This window comes from Streptococcus oralis subsp. dentisani (genome assembly GCF_003944205.1).
Lineage (GTDB): Bacteria > Bacillota > Bacilli > Lactobacillales > Streptococcaceae > Streptococcus > Streptococcus oralis_BH.
In genome coordinates this window covers 339,400-360,516 of record NZ_RJPH01000001.1, presented here as the reverse complement: position 1 = coordinate 360,516, position 21,117 = coordinate 339,400, and the positions used below count along the sequence as shown (strand labels likewise).

The 21,117-nt window shown below is 39.8% G+C and carries 21 protein-coding genes; 7 read left to right on the top strand and 14 right to left on the bottom strand.

From position 1 onward, the window contains the following. Nucleotides 1–54: 54 nt before the first annotated feature. From D8805_RS01800 to D8805_RS01760, 9 genes are all read right to left on the bottom strand, one after another. On the bottom strand, nt 55–993 hold the full coding sequence (locus D8805_RS01800) for a hypothetical protein (protein ID WP_125415224.1): 939 nt from the start codon (nt 991–993) through the stop codon (nt 55–57). Between the two features lie 16 nt (nt 994–1,009). Beyond that, nucleotides 1,010–1,819 (bottom strand): MBL fold metallo-hydrolase, encoded by an 810-nt coding sequence (locus D8805_RS01795; RefSeq protein ID WP_038805202.1) that lies wholly within the window; start codon nt 1,817–1,819, stop codon nt 1,010–1,012. A 1-nt stretch (nt 1,820) separates the two neighbouring features. Further along, a complete protein-coding gene (gene vicK / locus D8805_RS01790; RefSeq protein WP_125415223.1) occupies nt 1,821–3,170 on the bottom strand; it encodes a cell wall metabolism sensor histidine kinase VicK in 1,350 nt (449 codons plus the stop codon). Next, on the bottom strand, nt 3,163–3,870 hold the full coding sequence (gene yycF / locus D8805_RS01785; RefSeq protein ID WP_125415222.1) for a response regulator YycF: 708 nt from the start codon (nt 3,868–3,870) through the stop codon (nt 3,163–3,165). Before yycF ends, vicK begins: the two co-directional genes overlap by 8 nt. Nucleotides 3,871–3,927: 57 nt before the next feature. Further along, on the bottom strand, nt 3,928–5,106 hold the full coding sequence (gene mutY / locus D8805_RS01780; RefSeq protein WP_125415221.1) for an A/G-specific adenine glycosylase: 1,179 nt from the start codon (nt 5,104–5,106) through the stop codon (nt 3,928–3,930). An 85-nt stretch (nt 5,107–5,191) separates the two neighbouring features. Next, on the bottom strand, nt 5,192–6,166 hold the full coding sequence (gene pta / locus D8805_RS01775) for a phosphate acetyltransferase (protein ID WP_000451592.1): 975 nt from the start codon (nt 6,164–6,166) through the stop codon (nt 5,192–5,194). 42 nt (nt 6,167–6,208) lie between these two features. Beyond that, complete coding sequence (locus D8805_RS01770; protein WP_001210020.1) at nt 6,209–7,105, bottom strand: RluA family pseudouridine synthase; 897 nt, start codon at nt 7,103–7,105, stop codon at nt 6,209–6,211. Further along, nucleotides 7,102–7,920: an NAD kinase gene (locus tag D8805_RS01765; RefSeq protein WP_125415220.1), complete on the bottom strand. Its 819-nt coding sequence runs from the start codon at nt 7,918–7,920 to the stop codon at nt 7,102–7,104. The genes D8805_RS01770 and D8805_RS01765 overlap by 4 nt, the downstream gene beginning before the upstream one ends. After that, nucleotides 7,904–8,575 carry a GTP pyrophosphokinase gene (locus tag D8805_RS01760; protein WP_000151563.1) on the bottom strand — a complete coding sequence of 224 codons (672 nt, stop codon included), beginning with the start codon at nt 8,573–8,575 and terminating at the stop codon, nt 7,904–7,906. Before D8805_RS01760 ends, D8805_RS01765 begins: the two co-directional genes overlap by 17 nt. Before the next feature lie 128 nt (nt 8,576–8,703). Here D8805_RS01760 and D8805_RS01755 point away from each other — a divergent pair, with 128 nt between their 5' ends. From D8805_RS01755 to D8805_RS01725, 7 genes are all read left to right on the top strand, one after another. Next, nucleotides 8,704–9,273, top strand: coding sequence for a CYTH domain-containing protein (locus D8805_RS01755; RefSeq protein ID WP_125415219.1), 570 nt, complete (start codon nt 8,704–8,706; stop codon nt 9,271–9,273). Nucleotides 9,274–9,340: 67 nt separating this feature from the next. Then, nucleotides 9,341–10,300, top strand: a complete 960-nt coding sequence (locus D8805_RS01750; protein WP_125415218.1) for a ribose-phosphate diphosphokinase — start codon at nt 9,341–9,343, stop codon at nt 10,298–10,300. Between the two features lie 9 nt (nt 10,301–10,309). Next, nucleotides 10,310–11,425 (top strand): cysteine desulfurase family protein, encoded by a 1,116-nt coding sequence (locus tag D8805_RS01745; protein ID WP_125415217.1) that lies wholly within the window; start codon nt 10,310–10,312, stop codon nt 11,423–11,425. Between the two features lie 4 nt (nt 11,426–11,429). Beyond that, nucleotides 11,430–11,777 (top strand): DUF1831 domain-containing protein, encoded by a 348-nt coding sequence (locus D8805_RS01740; protein ID WP_000863521.1) that lies wholly within the window; start codon nt 11,430–11,432, stop codon nt 11,775–11,777. Nucleotides 11,778–11,783: 6 nt separating this feature from the next. After that, the gene (locus D8805_RS01735) at nt 11,784–11,993 is read left to right on the top strand and encodes a DUF4649 family protein (RefSeq protein WP_042898814.1); all 210 of its coding nucleotides are present in this window, start codon (nt 11,784–11,786) and stop codon (nt 11,991–11,993) included. Nucleotides 11,994–12,081: 88 nt separating this feature from the next. Continuing rightward, nucleotides 12,082–12,723 (top strand): redox-sensing transcriptional repressor Rex, encoded by a 642-nt coding sequence (locus D8805_RS01730; protein ID WP_033585308.1) that lies wholly within the window; start codon nt 12,082–12,084, stop codon nt 12,721–12,723. A gap of 15 nt (nt 12,724–12,738) precedes the next feature. Beyond that, nucleotides 12,739–13,428, top strand: a complete 690-nt coding sequence (locus tag D8805_RS01725) for a gamma-glutamyl-gamma-aminobutyrate hydrolase family protein (RefSeq protein ID WP_125415216.1) — start codon at nt 12,739–12,741, stop codon at nt 13,426–13,428. Here D8805_RS01725 and radC read toward each other — a convergent pair. From radC to D8805_RS01700, 5 genes are all read right to left on the bottom strand, one after another. Next, the gene (gene radC, locus D8805_RS01720) at nt 13,425–14,105 is read right to left on the bottom strand and encodes a RadC family protein (protein ID WP_125415215.1); all 681 of its coding nucleotides are present in this window, start codon (nt 14,103–14,105) and stop codon (nt 13,425–13,427) included. The two genes, D8805_RS01725 and radC, sit on opposite strands and share 4 nt — an antisense overlap. A 42-nt stretch (nt 14,106–14,147) precedes the next feature. Beyond that, nucleotides 14,148–16,439: a DNA helicase PcrA gene (pcrA, locus tag D8805_RS01715; RefSeq protein WP_125415214.1), complete on the bottom strand. Its 2,292-nt coding sequence runs from the start codon at nt 16,437–16,439 to the stop codon at nt 14,148–14,150. 182 nt (nt 16,440–16,621) lie between these two features. Further along, nucleotides 16,622–18,292, bottom strand: coding sequence for a formate--tetrahydrofolate ligase (locus D8805_RS01710; RefSeq protein ID WP_093585243.1), 1,671 nt, complete (start codon nt 18,290–18,292; stop codon nt 16,622–16,624). Nucleotides 18,293–18,465: 173 nt separating this feature from the next. Next, nucleotides 18,466–19,941 (bottom strand): hypothetical protein, encoded by a 1,476-nt coding sequence (locus D8805_RS01705; RefSeq protein WP_093585240.1) that lies wholly within the window; start codon nt 19,939–19,941, stop codon nt 18,466–18,468. Then, nucleotides 19,934–21,100: a hypothetical protein gene (locus tag D8805_RS01700; RefSeq protein WP_125415213.1), complete on the bottom strand. Its 1,167-nt coding sequence runs from the start codon at nt 21,098–21,100 to the stop codon at nt 19,934–19,936. Before D8805_RS01700 ends, D8805_RS01705 begins: the two co-directional genes overlap by 8 nt. Nucleotides 21,101–21,117 lie beyond the last annotated feature (17 nt).

Sequence of the window (21,117 nt, the reverse complement as noted above, 5' to 3'; positions counted from 1 at the left end):
CCCCAATAGAAAAGACGCTATTAAATTTTAAATAATGGTATTACAAAAAATAAATTATCTATAATTAGCATTAAGAGTCGTATTCTCAAGTTTTTTAAAGTTTGTCCCATAAGTAATGTTTTTCCGCCAATTAATTTTTAATATATTGCCCTCAATTGAACTAAAGCTATTATTTGGTCCTCCAACAAAAATCCTAAATTCTTTTTGATTTTTATAAGAATCTTCCTTTGCCAGTATTAAATAGTTTGGGTCTTGTTTAATTTGATTAATAGTAAAAGGATACTTATCCCTTGCATAATACTCTATTGGCCCACAATTAAGATTGGGATACTTTCGAAATAGTTTACCTAAAAGAGGTGGTGGCAACATTATCCAGGGTCTTTCTTTCTCATTTTCATCATAAGCTATACTTCCTCTTTCTGAATCTCTTTTTTTTAAAGATTCCAAAAACTCCGTTTTTAATTTTCTATCTAGTGTTATATCATTCTCAGTAATCATGACAAAACAACATATCTTCCAATTAGCACTATCACTTTGAAACTTGATGTTAATTTTATCGAATTCATAATGATTTTTTGATTCGTCTTTTTTTTTATAAACTTCAGGATAGATAACAACATCACTATCTGGGAAGAGTGTACTCATAATCTCTTTCACCTTATCCTTTTTAACTAAATCTCTTTCTCTTAAGGAATATAGCATTGTAGAATTAATTATAATTTCTTCAGAACTCTTATATTTTATTCCAATAGGATTTACCATTGAATATCTTGGATTAATCGTTACAGAACTTCCGGCAACTTTTAAAAATTCAACTCTTTCAGCACTTCCTTCTTTTGCCATCTGTGCTTTTGTACCATTTTCTCCAAACCATGAATAATTGGCAAAAAAGAGTTCACCATCTATCAGTTTCTCAAAATGATTTTTTTTACATCCTTTTTCAACATTAAAATCCGAAAATTTTAAAAAACCTATTACTTTTTCTTTTTCCATTCATTTCATTTCCAGTCTATATATCTGTCAATGGTGTTGCGGTATCTGGAGAAGTGTCGTAAACCTTAAAGTCAACTCCGACTCCCAGATCAGCTTGTGCTAGCTGGTTGACCATAGTCATATGAGCCAGCTCCTTAATATTGTTCTCTTTGGACAAGTGACCAAGATAGATTTTCTTGGTTCGATTTCCCATTGCACGAATCATGGCCTCAGCACCGTCTTCGTTAGAAAGGTGACCGATATCCGATAGAATTCGCTGTTTGAGTCGCCAAGCATAAGAACCTGCTCTCAAGATTTCCACATCGTGGTTGGACTCGATGAGATAACCGTCAGCATTCTCGACAATCCCTGCCATACGGTCACTAACATAACCTGTATCGGTCAACATGACAAAACTCTTGTCATCTTTCATAAAGCGATAAAACTGAGGTGCGACTGCATCATGGCTGACCCCAAAACTCTCGATGTCGATGTCACCAAAGGTTTTGGTTTTACCCATTTCAAAAATGTGCTTCTGCGATGAATCCACCTTGCCGAGGTACTTGCTATTTTCCATAGCCTGCCAAGTTTTCTCATTAGCGTAAAGGTCCATACCATACTTACGAGCCAATACACCGACTCCATGAATATGGTCGGAATGCTCATGCGTAATCAAAATCGCATCCAGATCCTCAGGTTTGCGGTTGATTTCACTCAAGAGACTGGTAATTTTCTTACCAGACAAGCCTGCATCCACTAAGATTTTCTTTTTTGGGGTTTCCAGATAAAAGGAATTTCCACTGGAACCTGATGCTAAAATACTGTATTTAAAGCCTATTTCACTCATTCTAGTCTTCTACTTCATCCTCCCAGATTTCTTCTTTCACTGCCTCCTTATCATAAGGGAGCACAATGGTAAAGGTTGATCCCTTACCGTATTCACTTTTGGCCCAAATAAAGCCATTGTGTTGTTTAATGATTTCTTTTGCAATAGCCAGACCTAGACCAGTTCCACCTTGAGCACGACTTCTTGCGCGATCCACACGGTAGAAGCGGTCAAAAATCTTCGGCAAATCTTGCTTTGGAATACCTAGACCTTGGTCTTTGATGGATAAAATCATCTGATCATCAGTGGTTTTCATGCTGACAGTAATTTTCCCACCATCTGGTGAGTACTTGATGGCATTGTTGAGAATATTATCAATCACCTGGGTCATCTTATCGGTATCAATCTCGATCCAAACAGAATTGATAGGATAATCTCTAACCAGCTCATATTTTTTCTCTTCATCCTGGCTTCTTATCTTATCAAAGCGGTTGAGGATAAAGGTGATGAAGGCCGTAAAATTAATCAATTCCACATCCAACCGAGTGGTCGCATTATCAATACGAGAGAGATGCAAGAGATCTGTCACCATCCGCATCATACGGTTGGTTTCATCGAGCGATACCTTGATAAAATCAGGGGCAACAGGATCATACAAGGCTCCCTCATCTAAGGCTTCAAGATAGGACTTAACACTAGTCAAAGGTGTCCGCAACTCATGGCTGACGTTAGAAACAAAGAGTCTCCGCTCACGCTCTTCCTTCTCCTGTTCAGTCGTATCGTGCAAAACGGCAACCAAACCAGAGATGAATCCAGACTCACGACGAATGAGTGCAAAACGCACACGAAGACTAAGATATTCTCCATTAGCATTTTGGGAATCAATCATCAATTCAGGAATCTGTGTAATGAGGTCACGCAGTTCATATTCATCCTCTATCTTAAGCAATTCTAGGATGCTTTTGTTCAATGCTTCTTCTTTTACGATACCCAGCTGTTTCTTGGCCATATCGTTAATCATGGTAATCTGACCGCGCCGATTAGTCGCAAGTACTCCATCTGTCATATAAGAAAGAATACTGTTAAGCCTTTTTGTTTCTTGCTCCAGATTCTCCTGCGTTAAACGAATGACCTCAGACAAGTCATTAAGATTATTGGTGATGTTAGTGATTTCGGAGCTTCCTTGCATATCCAATACTCGAGAATAATCTCCTGCAATCAAATCTTTAATCTTTTGATTAATCTGCTTTAGACGAATATTATCCCGACGATTTTCCAGTAACAACAAGGTTACTACCAAGATAAAGCCAAGTAAAATCAGGATAAAGATAAAATCACTGGTCAGAATCGTTTGTCTAATATCTTCAATCATTATTTCTCATATAGTACCCCACACCACGACGTGTTAGGATGTACTCTGGACGGCTTGGAGTGTCTTCAATTTTTTCACGTAAACGTCGGATAGTCACATCCACTGTACGAACATCACCAAAATAGTCATAACCCCAGACAGTCTCCAGCAAGTGTTCACGCGTAATGACTTGACCAATATGAGAGGCCAAGTGGTACAAAAGCTCAAATTCACGGTGGGTCAAATCTAGTTCCTCACCGTATTTCTTAGCTACATAAGCATCTGGGACGATTTCCAAATCACCAATCTGAAGGGGTTGGGATTTCTTTTCATCAGTTTCTTGACTATCCACTGAAGCGAGGTCTGTACGGCGGAGTAAAGCCTTTACACGCGCTTGCAACTCACGGTTTGAGAAGGGCTTGGTGACATAATCATCTGCCCCAAGTTCTAAACCGATAACCTTGTCAAACTCGCTATCCTTGGCCGATAGCATAATGATTGGAACACTGCTAGTCTTACGAATAGTCTTAGCAACTTCTAAACCATCAATTTCAGGAAGCATCAAATCCAGGATAATAATATCTGGTTGCTCCGCCTCAAATAGCTCGATGGCTTCTCTACCGTTAAAGGCTGTTATAACTTCATAGCCTTCCTTGGTCATATTGAACTTAATAATATCCGAGATTGGTTTCTCATCATCTACAATTAATATTTTTTTCATATGTTCACCTTTTTCTTTATCTATTATAACAAAAAAATGTAAAGAAGGCACAAATGGCTAATATCGGCCCTCATCTTCAAGAACTGTTTTATAAGCCTGCCAAATCTTTTGTTGAGGTTTAGCAAATGGATAATCAGAAAACTCCTGAGGGGAAACCCAACGAACTTCTCTGCCAGAAAACAGTTTTGTTTCCGTCACTTGACCAGCTAAGATTTGAATATGCCATTTCCGATGACTAAAGACATGCTTGACTTGATCAAATACTTGATGGGACCAATCAACTTCTAAATCATAATCCTGCTCAAAACTTTCTTGGGGTGTTGGACCGAAAGTAACGCTTTTTTCAGCGACCTGAGCAAACAGATTCAGCTGTTCCTCTTCCTGTGAAAACTCCTCTACTTCTATCAAAGGAAAATGCCAAAAACCAGCTAACAGTTTCTCGCTTTCATTTTTCTCGAGTAGATATTGACCACGGTCATTGCGTACAACCAAAGCCTTGAGATAGATTGGGAGAGGCTTTTTCTTGGGTTCTTTAATCGGATAAGAATCCATGGTTCCATTCTGATAGGCTGCACTAAATTCCTTAACAGGGCTTTCTTCTGGCCTAGGATTAACTGGCGCCTCTATGTCAGATCCTAAATCCATCAGAGCTTGGTTAAAGTCACCTGGCCGTTCTGGATCAATCAAGATTTCCATCATAGCTTGGAAGATCTTTCGATTGCTGGGAACTCCGATATCATGATTGACTTCAAACAAGCGAGACAAAACTCGCATGACATTGCCATCAACTGCTGGCTCGGGTAGATTAAAAGCGATACTGGAAATTGCTCCCGCAGTGTAGGGACCAATCCCTTTTAAACTAGAAATTCCTTCATAGGTGTTTGGAAATTGACCACCAAAGTCAGCCATAATCTGCTGAGCCGCAACCTGCATATTACGCACTCTAGAATAATAACCTAGCCCCTCCCAAGCTTTCAGCAAACGCTCTTCAGGCGCATTAGACAAACTTTTAACAGTTGGAAACCAGTCCAAGAATCGTTCATAGTAGGGAATAACTGTATCTACTCTAGTCTGTTGGAGCATAATTTCAGAAACCCAGATATGATAAGGATTTTTACTTCTACGCCATGGTAAATCCCGTTTGTTTTCATCGTACCAGTTGAGGAGTTTCTCGCGGAAAGAGTAAATCTTCTCCTCCGGCCACATGTCAACACCGTATTCTTTCAAATCTAACATATATCTAGTATAACATAGAAGCTTCTAACTGTCCTTTTCTTTGTGCTAAAAAAGCCTCTTCCTTTAGTAGAAGAGACTCCATTTCTTATTGATTGATTGCTTGAGCTGCTGTGATGAGAGTTAATTTGTAAACATCATCTGGGTTACATCCACGTGATAGGTCGTTGACTGGTTTATTCAATCCTTGTAGAACGGGACCGATAGCTGCGAAACCACCTAGACGTTCAGCTATTTTGTAGCCGATATTTCCTGCTTCGATACCTGGGAAGATGAAGACATTTGCTTGACCTGCTACATTACTACCTGGAGCTTTTAGGGCTGCTGTTTCTGGGACGAAAGCTGCGTCAAATTGCAATTCCCCATCAATCTCAAGGTCTGGACGTAGATCGTGTGCTAATTTAGTTGCTTCAACCACCTTATCAACACTATCACCAAAACCAGAACCTTTTGTAGAATAGCTTAGCATAGCGATTTTGGGTTGAATCCCAAACATTTTGGCAGTAATTGCTGAGTTAATAGCAATTTCAGCCAAAGCTTCTGCATCAGGATTAATATTAAGGGCACAGTCACCAAACAAGTAACGTTCTGTACCACGCACCATAAGAAAAGCTCCTGAAGTACGAGTTACATTTGGACGAGTTTTGATAATTTGAAGAGCTGGACGAACTGTCGAAGCTGTTGAGTGAATAGCACCTGATACCATTCCATCTACCAAGCCCATATAGACAAGCATAACACCAAAGTAGTTGACATCTTCTAGTAAGACCTGACGTGCTTCTTCTTCCGACATTTTTCCTTTACGACGTTCTACGAGTGCAACCACCATGTCTTCAAATTGAGGATAATGATGTGGATCAATCACTTCATAACCATCCATGATCCCTTCGATTTCAAGATAAATTTTAATTTTTGCAGGATTTCCAAGCAAAACAGGAACAACTTCCGTTTCTTTTACTAAGCGTTTCGTTGCTTGAAGGATACGTGGTTCTTCCCCTTCAGGTAGAACAATACGAGCATTTTTGCCAACTAAACTGGCTTTTAGACTTTCAAAAACTTCCATGAGTTTCTCCTTTAAGATAATTAATTATACTCAAAATAGATTTTAAAGAGTATTAGTTGATAACTGAATAATAAGATTGTTAAAATCATCTGGCAAAGGGCTTTCCAGCTCCAGCTGACGCCCTAAGAAGGGATGATAAAAGGATAAGGAATGACAATGTAAGGCCTGGCGTTGAATACCATCTTCTAGGCTGCCTCCATAGAGATCATCTCCCAACAAGGGGAAGCCAATATGAGAAAAATGCACTCGAATCTGATGAGTTCGACCAGTATGCAGGCGAATATCGACTAGGTGAATATTTCCATAAGAAGCCACAACTTTGTAAGATGTATGGGCGTATTTCCCACCTTTGGCGACCCGTCTCGTGATAATGGAGTCCACATCACGCGCAATCGGGGCGATAATTTCCCCTTCAGGCTCCAAGACACCAGCTCCTTTAACTAAAGCAAAGTAACGTTTTTCGATAGACTTTCGTTGCAGTTGCTTGTCTAAACGTGCATGAGCATAGCCGTGCTTAGCAAAGAGCATCAAACCAGATGTATCTCTATCAAGCCTGGTCACAATGTGAACCTGCTGGTTTTCATATCCCCTCTTGACATAGTAGCCCTTGATGAAATTGGCAATGGTATTAGAGTGATTGACACTGGGAATGGATGCTATTCCATAAGGCTTATTCAAAACCAGAAAATGGTCATCCTCATACAAGATATCTAGTGGTCGATCAATGGCTTTAAGGCTCTCAAATCCTTCCTCTGCTGGAATGTCAATAGTTACCCTGTCTCCAATATCTAAGAGATAAGTCGCATTTTGAGGTCGGTCATTGACCAGAATAGCACCGCCTCGAAACTTTATCTTAGCTAAAAGTCCTTTAGAAACCTCGTGTTTCTTCAGAAAAGTTTTGACTTTGACATGTTCATCTGTGATAAATTCGAACCTCATTCGTCCACCTCGCCGATGAAGGCATCTTTGACGCGATTCCAGAAACTAGTGTGACTTGGCGTCGCTACGAAGTGTATCTTGTGATGGTCGATTTGGTACTCAATCCGTTCTATATTTCGGAAAGAATAGATGCTATTGTCAACCGATAACGTGTGATAGTCATTACGAGTCGGTAAAAGCTCAATTTTATCTTTCTTCGGAACGATTATCGAAGAACCAAGTGTTCGATAAACTCTGTTGTTAAGACTTGCTATCTCTGTCAACTGCAAGGCTTCAATAGTAGGATGCAAGACAGCTCCACCCAAGGACTTGTTATAGGCAGTGCTTCCAGTCGGGGTTGAAACAGTCACACCATCTCCACGAAAACGTTCAAATGGAACGTGGTTAATAATGATATCCGCAACCATGGTGCGATCCGACCTGCGGATGCTGGCTTCGTTTAATGCACGGAAGGTCTTAATTTCTCCGTTTTCAAGTGTCACCTTGACATTCAAAACAGGATAGGAAACCTTGGCACCAGTATCCAGTTGGAGATTGGTAACCAACTGTTCCAACTCAAAATCGCGATAATCTGTGTAGAATCCCAAGTGTCCTGTATGTACGCCAATAAATCGAACTTTATCTAACTGATTCTCGTACTTGTGAAAGGCAGACAAAAGCATCCCATCCCCACCAATTGATATGACGATGTCAGGATTGGTGTCGTTGAGTATAAAATGATGTTTTTTCAACTGGTCTTTCAGCTCATACAAAACCTTTTGACTCTGCGGTTTTCTATTTGCAATCAGATCAATTCGTTTACCTGTATTCTTCATCTGTATCGTCACTATTTCCTACACCGTCGTTTAGTTTTCTACTCAAAGGATCAAAGAGCGCCTGTGCTTCCTGAATATCATCACGGATTTTCCCCATTTCTTCATCCAATTGATGGGAAATTCTAGCTGTAATCTCCAAGCGTTTCTTGATCTCCTCTGGGAAATCCCCCTGATACTTATAATTGAGCGAATGCTCAATCGTAGCCCAAAAATTCATGGCTAAAGTCCGGATTTGAATTTCAGCCAGAATCGTCTTAACACCACTGATGGTGTCAACTGTATACTCTACCACCACATGATAGGAGCGATAGCCCGAAGCCTTCCGATGCGTGATGTAGTCACGTTCCTGTACTACTCTCATATCATGGCGTTTGCGTAAAATCGCAACAACTTCCTGAACATCATCGACGAACTGCACCATGACCCGCAAACCCGCGATATCCTGTAAGTCATGTTCCAAAGTATCGTAGCCAATCCCTCTGCGATTCATTTTTTCCTTAATACTTTCAATCGGCTTCACCCGTCCAGTAACAAACTCAATCGGAGAATGCTTGTTTTGTTTACGATACTGTTTGCGAATCCCACGAAGTTTAATCTTCAATTCACCAACAGCTTGAATGTAAGGATCTAAAAATTCTTCCCATTCTATGGTCATATTTTCTCCCTTTTGGTATGTAATTGTGTTGTTGAAAATTTTTGATTTTTTCACTACAATCATATACAATAAATACATTGTCCATTATACCATAAATCGCTTTCAAAGATAGAAAAAAGGTTAGAAAAATGAAACATTTAGAAATTGAACTGAAAACACTACTGAAAAAAGAGGATTACGATCATTTAAAAGAACAGTTTTCCCATATCCAACCCGTCCTACAGAAAAACTACTACATTGATACACCTGATTTCCAATTGCGTGAAAAAAAGGTTGCCATGCGCATTCGCACCTTTTCAGATTGGGCGGAGTTGACCTTGAAAGTGCCTCAAACTGTAGGAAATATGGAATACAACCAGAAACTGAATCTTCCAGAAGCTGAATCATACCTGGAAAAACAAAAACTACCTCAAGGACTCGTTTTAGAGAAGCTCGCTAAGATTGGTATTGAAAGCCATGACTGGCTTGTTCTGGGTTGTCTTTCAACTCTTCGTTACGAAACGGAAACGTCGATTGGTCTAATGGCTTTAGATCAAAGTCACTACTTTGATCAGACAGACTATGAACTCGAGCTTGAAGTCACAGATCCTGAAAAAGGAAAAGCTGATTTTCAGAAATTCTTAGAAGAAAATCAGATCATATATCAAAAAGCTCCTTCAAAATTAATTCGTTTTATTAAAAGCATGAAAAATTACTGAAATAATCTCCATTTTTTGGTAAAATAATAAAGATAAAATAATTTGAGTTTACAGAGGACGGTCTATAATGTCAGATAGAAACAACATGAAACTTTTCGCACTTAATTCCAATCATGAAATTGCACAAAAAATCGCAGAGACGGTTGGGGCACCTCTCGGAAAATTATCTTCACGCCAATTTTCTGATGGAGAAATCCAAGTCAACATTGAAGAGAGTGTTCGTGGTTATGATGTCTACATCATCCAATCAACCAGCTACCCTGTCAACAACCATTTGATGGAGTTACTAATTATGGTTGATGCCTGCGTTCGTGCAAGTGCCCATAGTATCAACGTTGTGCTTCCTTATTTTGGTTATGCTCGTCAGGATCGTATCGCTTCTTCTCGCGAACCCCTCACTGCAAAACTAGTTGCCAATATGCTTGTCAAGGCTGGTGTAAGTCGTGTTCTAACGCTTGACCTCCACGCTGTTCAGGTTCAAGGTTTCTTTGACATTCCAGTAGATAACCTCTATACAATTCCTCTCTTTGCTAAACACTACAGCGATAAAGGGTTGCTGGGATCAGATGTCGTTGTTGTAAGTCCAAAAAACTCCGGTGTCAAACGTGCCCGTAGCTTAGCTGAATATTTAGATGCACCAATCGCAATCATCGACTATGCTCAAGACGATTCAGAGCGTAGCCAAGGCTATATCATCGGTGATGTTGAGGGCAAGAAGGCCATCTTGATTGATGATATCCTAAATACTGGACGTACTTTCTCAGAAGCAGCAAAAATCGTCGAGCGTGAAGGTGCAACTGAAATCTATGCGGTATCCAGTCATGGTCTCTTTGTAGAAGGCGCTGCTGACCTTCTTGATGCTACTAACATCAAAGAAATCCTTGTGACAGACTCTGTAGCAACCAAAGAAAGAACTCCGGAAAATGTATGCTACATTACCGCTAGCGAATTGATCGGTGATGCAATCGTCCGTATTCACGAAAGAAAACCAGTTAGCCCACTCTTTGCATATAATAAAAAGGAATAAGGTGATTCTTTGATTTATTTGGACAATGCTGCCACTACTCCAATGTCAGCAGTAGCTATTGCAGAAATGACCAAGGTCATGCAGGAAACCCATGGGAATCCTTCTAGTATTCATAGTCATGGTCGGCAGGCTGGTAAACTGCTCCGTGAAGCCCGTCAGGAGTTAGCCCATTTACTAGGAACCAAGCCACAACGAATCTTTTTCACATCTGGCGGAACAGAAAGTAATAATACCGCTATCATCGGCTATTGTCTCCGTCATCAAGAACGTGGAAAACACATCATCACGACAGCTATTGAACACCATTCTGTGCTTGAGACCATCGATTACCTGGTGCAACATTTTGGTTTTGAAGTGACAATCATCCAACCAGTAAATCAAGAAATCACTGCGCAGCAAATTCAAGAAGCGTTGCGTGACGATACCATCCTAGTTTCTACCATGTATGCCAATAATGAAACGGGCAGTCTCTTGCCAATAGCTGAGATTGGACGTGTTTTAAAAGAGCATCCTGTTGCTTATCATGTAGATGCTGTTCAAGCTATCGGGAAAATCCCTATCCATCCAGAAAAATTAGGAATTGATTTCCTCAGTGCTTCTGCTCATAAATTCCATGGACCAAAAGGAATTGGTTTTCTTTACGCTTCGTCTGTGGACTTTGATTCCTATCTTCACGGTGGCGACCAAGAACAAAAGAAACGAGCTGGAACAGAAAACCTTGCTGCCATCGTCGGTATGGTTGCTGCCCTCAAAGAAGACTTGGATCATCAGGCTGAGCATTACCAAAAACTAGAGGGATTAAAAACTGTTTTTCTAGAAGAAATTGCAGGTCTCAACTACTATCTCAATGAAAGCAAACACCAACTTCCTTATGTTGTCAACATTGGCTTTCCTGGTCAAAAAAATGATTTGCTCTTGCTACGGTTAGATCTTGAAGGAATTTCAATTTCTACTGGTTCGGCTTGTACTGCTGGTATTGTGCAGACCAGCCATGTCCTAGAGGCTCTTTATGGAGCGAATTCCCATCGCTTAAAAGAGTCTGTCCGTATCAGTCTTTCTCCTCTTAATACTGAGGAGGAACTGAAACAACTGGCACAAACCTTAAAAAATATTATTGGAGATTAATCTAATGGCATTTGAAAAAACCATTAAACTACAAAACTGCCGCTACGACTACACACTTAGCCCATCTGTCAAAAAATTCACACTAAAAGACAATACTTTCTTTGAAACAAAGGTAGGAAACTACGAACTGACTCGTCTACTTGAAAAAGTTCCCAACAGTGGTGAAGGTTTCCAACTAAAAATTATCATTAACAAAGAGCTTACAGGTGTTAAAATTAATATCACTGACAAATCAGGTCTTCGTTTGGTCAATATCTTTAAATCTGAAGAACACCATATCCACCAAGAGAAATTCTACTTCCTCATGGACAGTTTAGTAGAACGCGGTATCTTCACTAAAGAAGAAAGATAATTGACTATGTATCGACTTACCTATCAAGATAGTTATCAAGTAGAACGCACACTTGAATTTTCCGATTACGAAGAGCTTATGCTATCACTATCAGGCTGTGTCACCCTGCCCGACACTCTCCTAATCAGCTCCTTAACACTGAATGATAAAGTGATTTATCAAGGATTAGTTGGCGATCTCTACCGTTTTTTATCACAAACTAATTTTTCAGATTAAAACTAAGAATTCTCTTAGTTTTTTCTTGTTTTTGTTGATTTTTTCACAATGTTTCTATAAAATAGAAGAATAGAAAGGTTGTGATTTTGTGAAAGATAAACAGTCTGCTATTCCAAAAGCAACAGCAAAAAGACTCTCTCTTTACTATCGAATTTTCAAGAGATTTCATGCAGAAAAAATTGAACGTGCCAACTCTAAGCAAATTGCAGAGGCTATCGGTATCGATTCTGCGACGGTTCGTCGTGATTTTTCCTATTTTGGCGAACTAGGTCGTCGTGGTTTTGGTTATGATGTTAAAAAACTGATGACTTTTTTTGCTGATCTCCTAAATGATAACTCAATTACGAATGTTATGCTGGTTGGGATTGGAAATATGGGGCATGCCCTTCTCCACTACCGCTTCCATGAGCGTAACAAGATGAAAATCATCATGGCATTTGACCTAGATAACCATCCAGAAGTCGGGACCCAGACACCTGATGGAATTCCAATCTATGGTATCTCACAGATTAAAGAAAAAATCAAAGAAGCAGATGTCAAAACTGCTATCCTAACAGTTCCAAGTGTTAAATCACAAGAAGTTGCCAATCTTTTGGTCGATGCGGGTATAAAAGGTATTCTTAGTTTTTCACCCGTCCATCTCCACCTTCCAAAAGATGTGGTCGTTCAGTATGTCGATTTGACAAGCGAACTCCAAACTCTCCTCTATTTTATGCGTAAAGAGGATTAGAAAGCGAAAGCATTTATGAAAAAACCAGTTATTGGGATTACAGGAAATGAAAAAGCTCATCCAGATGATGATGTCATGATGAGCTATGCGGCAAAAGGCTTTGTTGAAGGAGTCAAGGACGCTGGCGGAATTCCAATCATCCTACCGATTGGTGATCAAGAAATGGCAAGCCATTACGTCGCTATGATTGATAAACTCATCCTTACGGGTGGGCAAAATGTTGATCCAAAATTCTATGGTGAACCTAAAACCATTGACAGCGATGACTACCATCTTCAAAGAGACCAGTTTGAATTAGCCCTTATCAGAGAAGCCATCAAGCAGAAGAAACCAATTTTCTCTGTTTGTCGGGGTACCCAACTTTTCAATGTCGCTATGGGAGGTACGCTTCACCAAGATATTGAGGATCATTGGCAGGACTGTTCAGCTGAATACACGACCCAACGCCTCGTGACTGAGCCTGATACAATTCTCCGAGAAATCTATGGAGAAATCTCTCATATCAACTCCTTCCACCACCAGAGCATTAAGGATTTGGCCCCAAATTTAAAGGTTGTGGCCTATGATCCCAAGGATGAGATAATCGAGGCAGTCACAACGACAGATGATTTTCCTTATCTTGGTGTTCAATGGCATCCTGAATTTCTATTTGAAAATCGCCCCAAAGATAAAACGCTATTTGACTATGTCGTTAATGAACTCTAGATCATATCAGTCTTTTCACGGTAACTAAAGTAATCAGAGTGCGAGACTATCAGGTGGTCCAAGAAAACGATTCCCATCAGCTCGCAAGCTTCCTTCACTAGCTTAGTGACATGGTCGTCATTTCGACTAGGAGATACGGCACCGGATGGATGATTGTGAACGAGAATCACAGAGGTAGCCATATGCTTCAATGCATAGTGAAGAATTTCCCGTGGTTCAGCGATGCTGCGTGTCGCAGATCCGATAAAAATAGTTTGCTGATGGATGATTTGATTTTGAGTATTGAGATAGAGCGCCACTAGGTGCTCTTGTTTTTTGTCGCCAAGTTCCTGTTGCATTTTCTTGGCTAGCTTTTGACTGCTGAGAATACTTTCCATCTCAAGGGTTTCATGTTTGTGAATGCGATGTCCTAGTTCAATCACTGCTTGTAGTTCAATGGCCTTAATCCGTCCAATACCAGACAGACTTTGCAATTCCTGCAGAGTCATTTTTTTCAAATCAGTTAAGCTGTTGAGACTATTCAAGACTTTTTGGGCAATTTCAAAAACGTTTGCTTGACGCGTTCCTGTTCTGAGTAGTATAGCTAGCAATTCTTGATTGCTCAGGGTTTCTACTCCTTCTCTAACCAATCTTTCTCTAGGCAAGAGTGAATCTTCTTGAAATGAAATACTGTACATAAAAATCCTCCTCACTTTATTATTCGTGAGAAGGATGGAAAATTAGATTTTTTTCTCAATTGGGGCTACACTGGCTAGGAGTTTTTTCAGCCCTACTTCTGAGAAATTGATTTTTAGTTCCTGAGTATCCCCACTACCTGAGACTTCAAGGACCGTTCCCTCACCCCACTTCTTGTGAAGGGCAATATCTCCAATAGACCAACTTGTATCAGTCGAATCTTTTTTATTTCCAGCTGCAAACTGTCCAAATGGAAGACTACTTGACGGGATAGAGCTTGGTGCGGCATTGCGTTTTCGTTCTTGAAGGGCTTGAGCTAGGCTCATACCTTGACCGAAAGCAATCCCACCACTGCTATAAGATGCCTTGAAGCTGGTATTAGCTGGACGAGCCAGACCTTGATACTCAAGCAAGTCTGAACTAATTTCATTGATAAAACGAGTTGGGCGATTATAGTTTGTACGTCCAAAAAGCAAGCGTGAGTTGGCATTGGTCAGATAGAGAATCTTTTCTGCACGTGTGATACCGACATAGGCCAAACGGCGTTCTTCTTCTAGCTCATCAGGATCTTCAGCTGCGCGACTAAGCGGAAAGACATTTTCCTCCATACCGATGATAAAGACAACTGGGAACTCGAGTCCCTTAGCTGCATGGAGGGTCATCAAGGTCACTTCTGACGTCTCCTGACTGCCTGAATCTGTATCGGCAATCAAGGCCAAGTCATTCAAGAAACGACTTAGTTTATCTAAACCTGTTTCCTCTTCTTGACTATCAGGATTGTCATCAAAGTTCTTGGTAACAGAGAGAAATTCCTCGATATTTTCAACCCGAGCCTTGCTTTCCAAGGTCGCTTGGGCATTGAGAATATCGATATAACCTGTTTTTTCTAAAACAGCCTCAACTAACTCTGTAATGGTTAACTGGTCCAATTGCTCGCGCAAATCCAGAATCATATTTGCAAAATCCCAGATAGACTGGGCTGCTTTTCCTTTGATGCCAGACAACATGATATTTGCTGAAGCATCTAGCATAGACATATCTTGCATATTAGCAAAGTCACGGATTTTCTCGACGGTTCCTGGCCCAATTCCGCGTTTTGGTTCGTTAATAATGCGCTCAAAACTGATATTGTCACTTAAATTAGCAATAAGATTAAGGTAGGCGATAATATCTCGGATTTCCTTACGGCTGTAGAACTTAGTTCCACCAACCATAGTATAAGGAATATTGGATTTGAGCAGGGCTTCCTCAATGGTACGGGACTGGGCGTTAGTTCGGTAGAGAACTGCAAAATCCTTATGAAGGAAGTTTTGACTACGACCAAGTTCGTCGATGGTTTTGGCTACAAAAACAGCCTCGTCTTGTTCGTCATTTGCACGATAGTAAATAATCTGTTCCCCATCAGCATTCTGGGTCCAGAGATTCTTTGGGCGGCGATTTTTATTGTTTTTGATGACATCGTTGGCTGCTTGAAGAATGGTTTTGGTTGAACGGTAATTTTCTTCCAACAAAACTACCTTGGCTTGAGGATAATCTTTCTCGAAATCCAAGATATTCTGCATATCAGCCCCACGCCAACCATAGATAGACTGGTCCGCATCTCCAACCACGCAGATATTTTTAAAGCGCGAAGCTAAGAGTTTGACCAGTTGGTATTGGGCATGGTTGGTATCTTGGTACTCATCAACATGGATGTATTGGAACTTCTGCTGATAGTAGGTTAAGACGTCAGGATTCTGATCAAAGAGACGCAGGGTCAACATGATTAAATCATCAAAGTCAACCGACTCAGATTGACGAAGCTCCTTTTGATAAGCTGTGTAACACTTGGCCACGATTTGCGTGTACATATCGCCAGCTTGAGCAGCGTAAGCCACATCATCAATCAAGTCATTCTTAGCATTGGAAATGGTTCCCAAAATGGTTCGTTCATTCCATTTTTTCGGATCCAAGTTTAACTGCTTGAGAATGCGTTTCATAAGGGTACGTTGTTCACCAGGATCTACAATGGTGAAATTCCGATTGTAGCCAATATGATCCGCATCGCGACGCAAGATACGAACACACATGGAGTGAAAAGTCGCAATCAGACAATCCTGAGTTGCTGGATTGAGCCCATAAGCACGCTCCTTCATCTCACGCGCTGCCTTGTTGGTAAAGGTAATGGCCAAGATATTCCAAGGATTAACCATTTTTTCATCAATCAAGTAGGCGATTCTGTGAGTTAAAACACGAGTCTTCCCAGAACCAGCCCCCGCCATAATCAATAAGGGACCTTCGGTCGTTTGTACCGCCTCAGCTTGACGGTCATTCATTCCATTCAATAATGCGTTCATTTTCTCTTCCTTACTCTTGAAGTCAATGTTTCTATTATATCAGAAATTAGGGAAAATATCTTTTCCTAGACTAGTTACGTCTAGAAAGCGATTCTCTCATCAGCTGAAGACAACGCCTCATATCTAGACAAGAAAATGAGCTTGGATAGCTTTTCCAAACTCATTTGACTTCAATTAAACTATTAGAACAATCCTAGAACAGTTCCATCACTTTCAACATCCATATTGAGAGCCGCTGGTCGTTTTGGAAGACCTGGCATGGTCATAACATCACCTGTTAGGGCAACGATAAAACCTGCACCCAATTTTGGTACCAACTCACGAATGGTAATTTCAAAGTTTTCTGGGGCTCCAAGTGCATTTGGATTGTCTGAGAAACTGTACTGAGTTTTTGCCATACAGATTGGCAATTTGTCCCAACCATTCTGAACGATTTGAGCGATTTGCGTTTGAGCTTTCTTCTCAAAGTTTACTTTGCTACCACGGTAGATCTCTGTAACAATCTTTTCAATCTTTTCTTGGACAGAAAGGTCGTTGTCATAAAGACGTGTGTAGTTAGCTGGATTTTCTGCGATAGTCTTAACAACCGTTTCAGCAAGAGCTACTCCACCTTCCGCGCCATCAGCCCAGACACTTGCTAGTTCAACTGGCACATCAATTGAAGCACAGAGTTCTTTCAAGGCTGCGATTTCAGCTTCTGTATCAGAGACAAATTCGTTAATCGCGACAACTGCAGGAATACCAAACTTACGGATGTTTTCAACATGGCGTCTCAAGTTAGCAAAACCTGCGCGAACTGCTTCTACGTTTTCTTCTGTCAGAGCATCTTTAGCAACGCCACCATTCATCTTAAGGGCACGAAGGGTTGCAACGATGACTACCGCATCTGGAGAAGTTGGCAAGTTTGGTGTCTTGATATCAAGGAATTTTTCAGCGCCAAGGTCCGCACCAAAACCAGCTTCAGTAACAGTATAGTCAGCCAAGCGAAGGGCTGTACTTGTTGCCAAAACAGAGTTACATCCATGAGCAATGTTGGCAAATGGACCACCGTGTACAAAGGCAGGTGTACCGTAAATTGTCTGAACTAAGTTTGGCTTAATAGCATCCTTCAAGATCAAAGCCAAAGCACCCTCAACCTGCAAATCACCAACTGAAACAGGCGTACGGTCGTAACGATAGCCGATAACGATATTTGCCAAACGACGTTTCAAATCTTCAATATCCGTCGCCAAACACAGAATGGCCATGATTTCTGAAGCTACGGTAATATCGAAACCATCCTCACGTGGAATACCGTTTAGAGGACCACCAAGTCCAACGGTCACATGACGAAGTGCACGGTCATTCAAGTCCACGACACGTTTCCAAAGGATACGACGTTGGTCAATTCCCAACTCATTCCCTTGGTGCAAGTGATTGTCAATCAAAGCAGAAAGGGCATTGTTGGCAGTTGTAATGGCATGCATATCCCCAGTAAAGTGAAGGTTGATGTCCTCCATTGGCAGAACTTGCGCATAACCACCACCGGCTGCACCTCCCTTGATCCCCATGACTGGACCAAGAGACGGTTCGCGAATAGCAATCATGGTTTTCTTACCAATCTTGTTCAAGGCGTCTGCAAGACCAATGGTAATGGTTGATTTCCCTTCACCTGCAGGCGTTGGGTTGATGGCAGTAACCAAGATCAATTTGCCAACTGGATTGCTCTCAACTGCACGAATTTTATCAAAGCTGAGTTTAGCCTTGTACTTTCCATACAACTCCAAATCGTCGTAAGAAATACCAAGTTTCTCTACAACATCCACGATTGGTTTCAACTCAATACTCTGTGCGATTTCAATATCTGTTTTCATTCAAAACTCCTCTGGCCTCTAATGTGATAATTCATTATAACACAAAACAAGATTTTTAACACCCTTAAACTCTTAAAACGTTCGTAAATATCAATATTTCAGGGGTTACAATAGCGCTTTTTAAAATTTTATATGCTTTTATAGTTTTAGACTATAAAGAATCTGAAAATAATCTAGGAAAGAAAATAACTATCAATTTCAGTCAAATCATGAAGAATTCTTTTATCTTCGATTTCTAAATTTTCCGCCATCTCAATAGAGTACTCAAATCTAAGTTTAGTATTTATTGACAAATCAAACGAATATGCTTGTATTTCACCCAATTTTTTATACTTTTCTATAATTTCGTTGTAAATGACAAGATAATTTTCGTCTAAAGTTTTTATGTAACTATTCAGATTTTCCCTGTAATCTTGAATTATGTTTTGTTCTCTTTCGTTTAAAATCCCCTTACCTATCTCCCAAATTATTGAACTAGTTATTGAACCTAACACAGCTCCCAAAATTGGAAAAGGAATCATTGTTTGCCCTACACAAGCACCAATTGTAGCAAAGGAAGCATCTAGTGCACTTAGAGTGACTAGATTTATAAATTCCTCTTCAGTTAATCTAGATGTTCTAAACTTTGTAATAATATCAATCATTCCGTAGGTAACTGTCACAAATGCACTTGCACTTGGTGCACTCATTTTAAAAACATTCGTGAGGCCATAAATCGTGTAACCTGATATAGCTCCTTTTACGGCTCCTTCTATAGTTTCTAATCCACAATCTTGCCAATCTGTTTGAGTGAATTCAAAAATTGTTCTACCTTCTTTGTATTTTCCATACACAGTCGACATTAATGCTAAACCACCTTGTAAAAAAGCTGCGTTTCTTGCAACTTTGTTAGCTTCTTTTAAATTTGGTAATGCACGTTTTTGGGCCACTAATCTTTTTTTATTTAATTCTTGTTGTTTTAGTCTGACTGTTTTACGAATATTCTTCTCTTCGGAATCTAAAAGAGAATGAATTGAATTTTTTTGAGCATCATTATAATTTAGAACAGATGATTTCATCCAAGATTTATATGAAGTAAGTCCCTTGCTTTCGGTAATATCATTGATTATTTGTCGTATGTCCGTAATTTGTTTAATAGACAATCTTTTACCATTCAATTCAACTTCCTTGGACCCAGCCATTATTTTTTCAAATACTAGAACGTGATCTTTTGGAAACATCATTTTCATTTTTGAACTGTAATGAAACGATTGAGCTAGTTCATCACGTAAATTATCATAAAACTTCATTTGAATGGTATTTCTACCAATTAATAAATCGGCTGGTCCATTATCATTCAATACTTTTACAATAGGATTTAACCCTTCAATGGCTCTCCTCGCATTTACAATCCCTGCTTCTGCAAATTCAGCGATAAAGCCGTGACCACCATAATCTCCTCCACGCTTCTTTAGAATAACGTCTTCAATATTGTCTCTCGTATAGTTTAAAATTTTTGAGGCATTGTCCTTGTTTAAGATGACTCTGCGTGCTTCATCCTCTATAATTTTCATAGCATTATGTAAATCTTGAATTCTCAAGTTATTTAAACAATTGACATATGCACCAATACCTTGGTTAAAAGCTTGATTAAAAATCTGGTTACTCATTTATTCTAATTTCCTTATTTACCATAGCAGTCAATGATAGAGTTGAATTCACTAAAGCACCTGCTTGATATTTTTCGTCATCAGTAAATAAGCTATAGTCCATCCCAGTTAAAGATAAATTAGCTAAGTATATTCCCTCTGTTTGTTTTTCTGTTAGTTCTATTAATTCTGTAACTTCTATTACTTTTTCTTTAAGTTGTCTAGTCAACAATTCTACCTTTTTCTGTTCCTCTATAGCTTCTTTTGCAACTTCTTCATTTTTCCTATTAGCTACTACACCAGCGCCTACAGAAGCGGTCAACATAACGCCTGCAATTCCCCAACCGACAGGACCAGCTAATGCTAAAAATGCGTTACCTGCTGCCATTCCACCGCCACCAGCTGCTAAACTTCCACCACCTAACCAAGCCAGAGCGGCGCTATTTGCTGCAGCACCTGTCAAACTTGAAATTGCAGTACCTGTTGATGCAACACCAAATGTAGTTGCAACACCCATAGCGGCAGTAGGCCCTAAAGTTGCAACTGTTACTCCTAATGCGCTAAGTGAAGCCGTAGCCGCTGTGCTACCACTTGCTAATTCAGCTTCCTTAATTGACTGTGAAATAGCAATTTGCTTATCTTCAAAATTTTGAATTTCAACATCAATTGCTTCTAATTTTGTTTCAAACTCTTTTTGTTTATTTGCTAGTTTGTTAATTCTTTCTTCAACAATTTTTACAACTTTGATAGCTTTATCCCTAACCTGATAAAGCTCTATTGATTTATTAGCCAAGCTATCAGCTTCCTCATTATAATAACTAATAGCTTCATTATATCCATCAACAGCTTCTTGTCTTAGTTTAGAATTAAAAAGGTCTACCGATTCAATTTGTTCTTTTGTATTATTCGCTATTTTCCCAGCTTCGTTAAATGTTTCAAAAGTCACATTAGTTATCTGATGTGCTACATCTCCGGCAACTCCAACAGCTTTCTCTGAGACGTCTGAGACAACATTACCAACTTGGCCTGATACTTCACCTATAGTTTTTACAGATTCTGTAATAACCTCTCCAGTAAATTTACTCGCTTCATTTAAGGCGTCGCTAGTAGCAGAACCGACATCATTCAATACTTTACCAGCTTCCTTTGCAATGTTGCCTGCAAATTTAAAAAAATCCATAATAATACCCCTTTTAA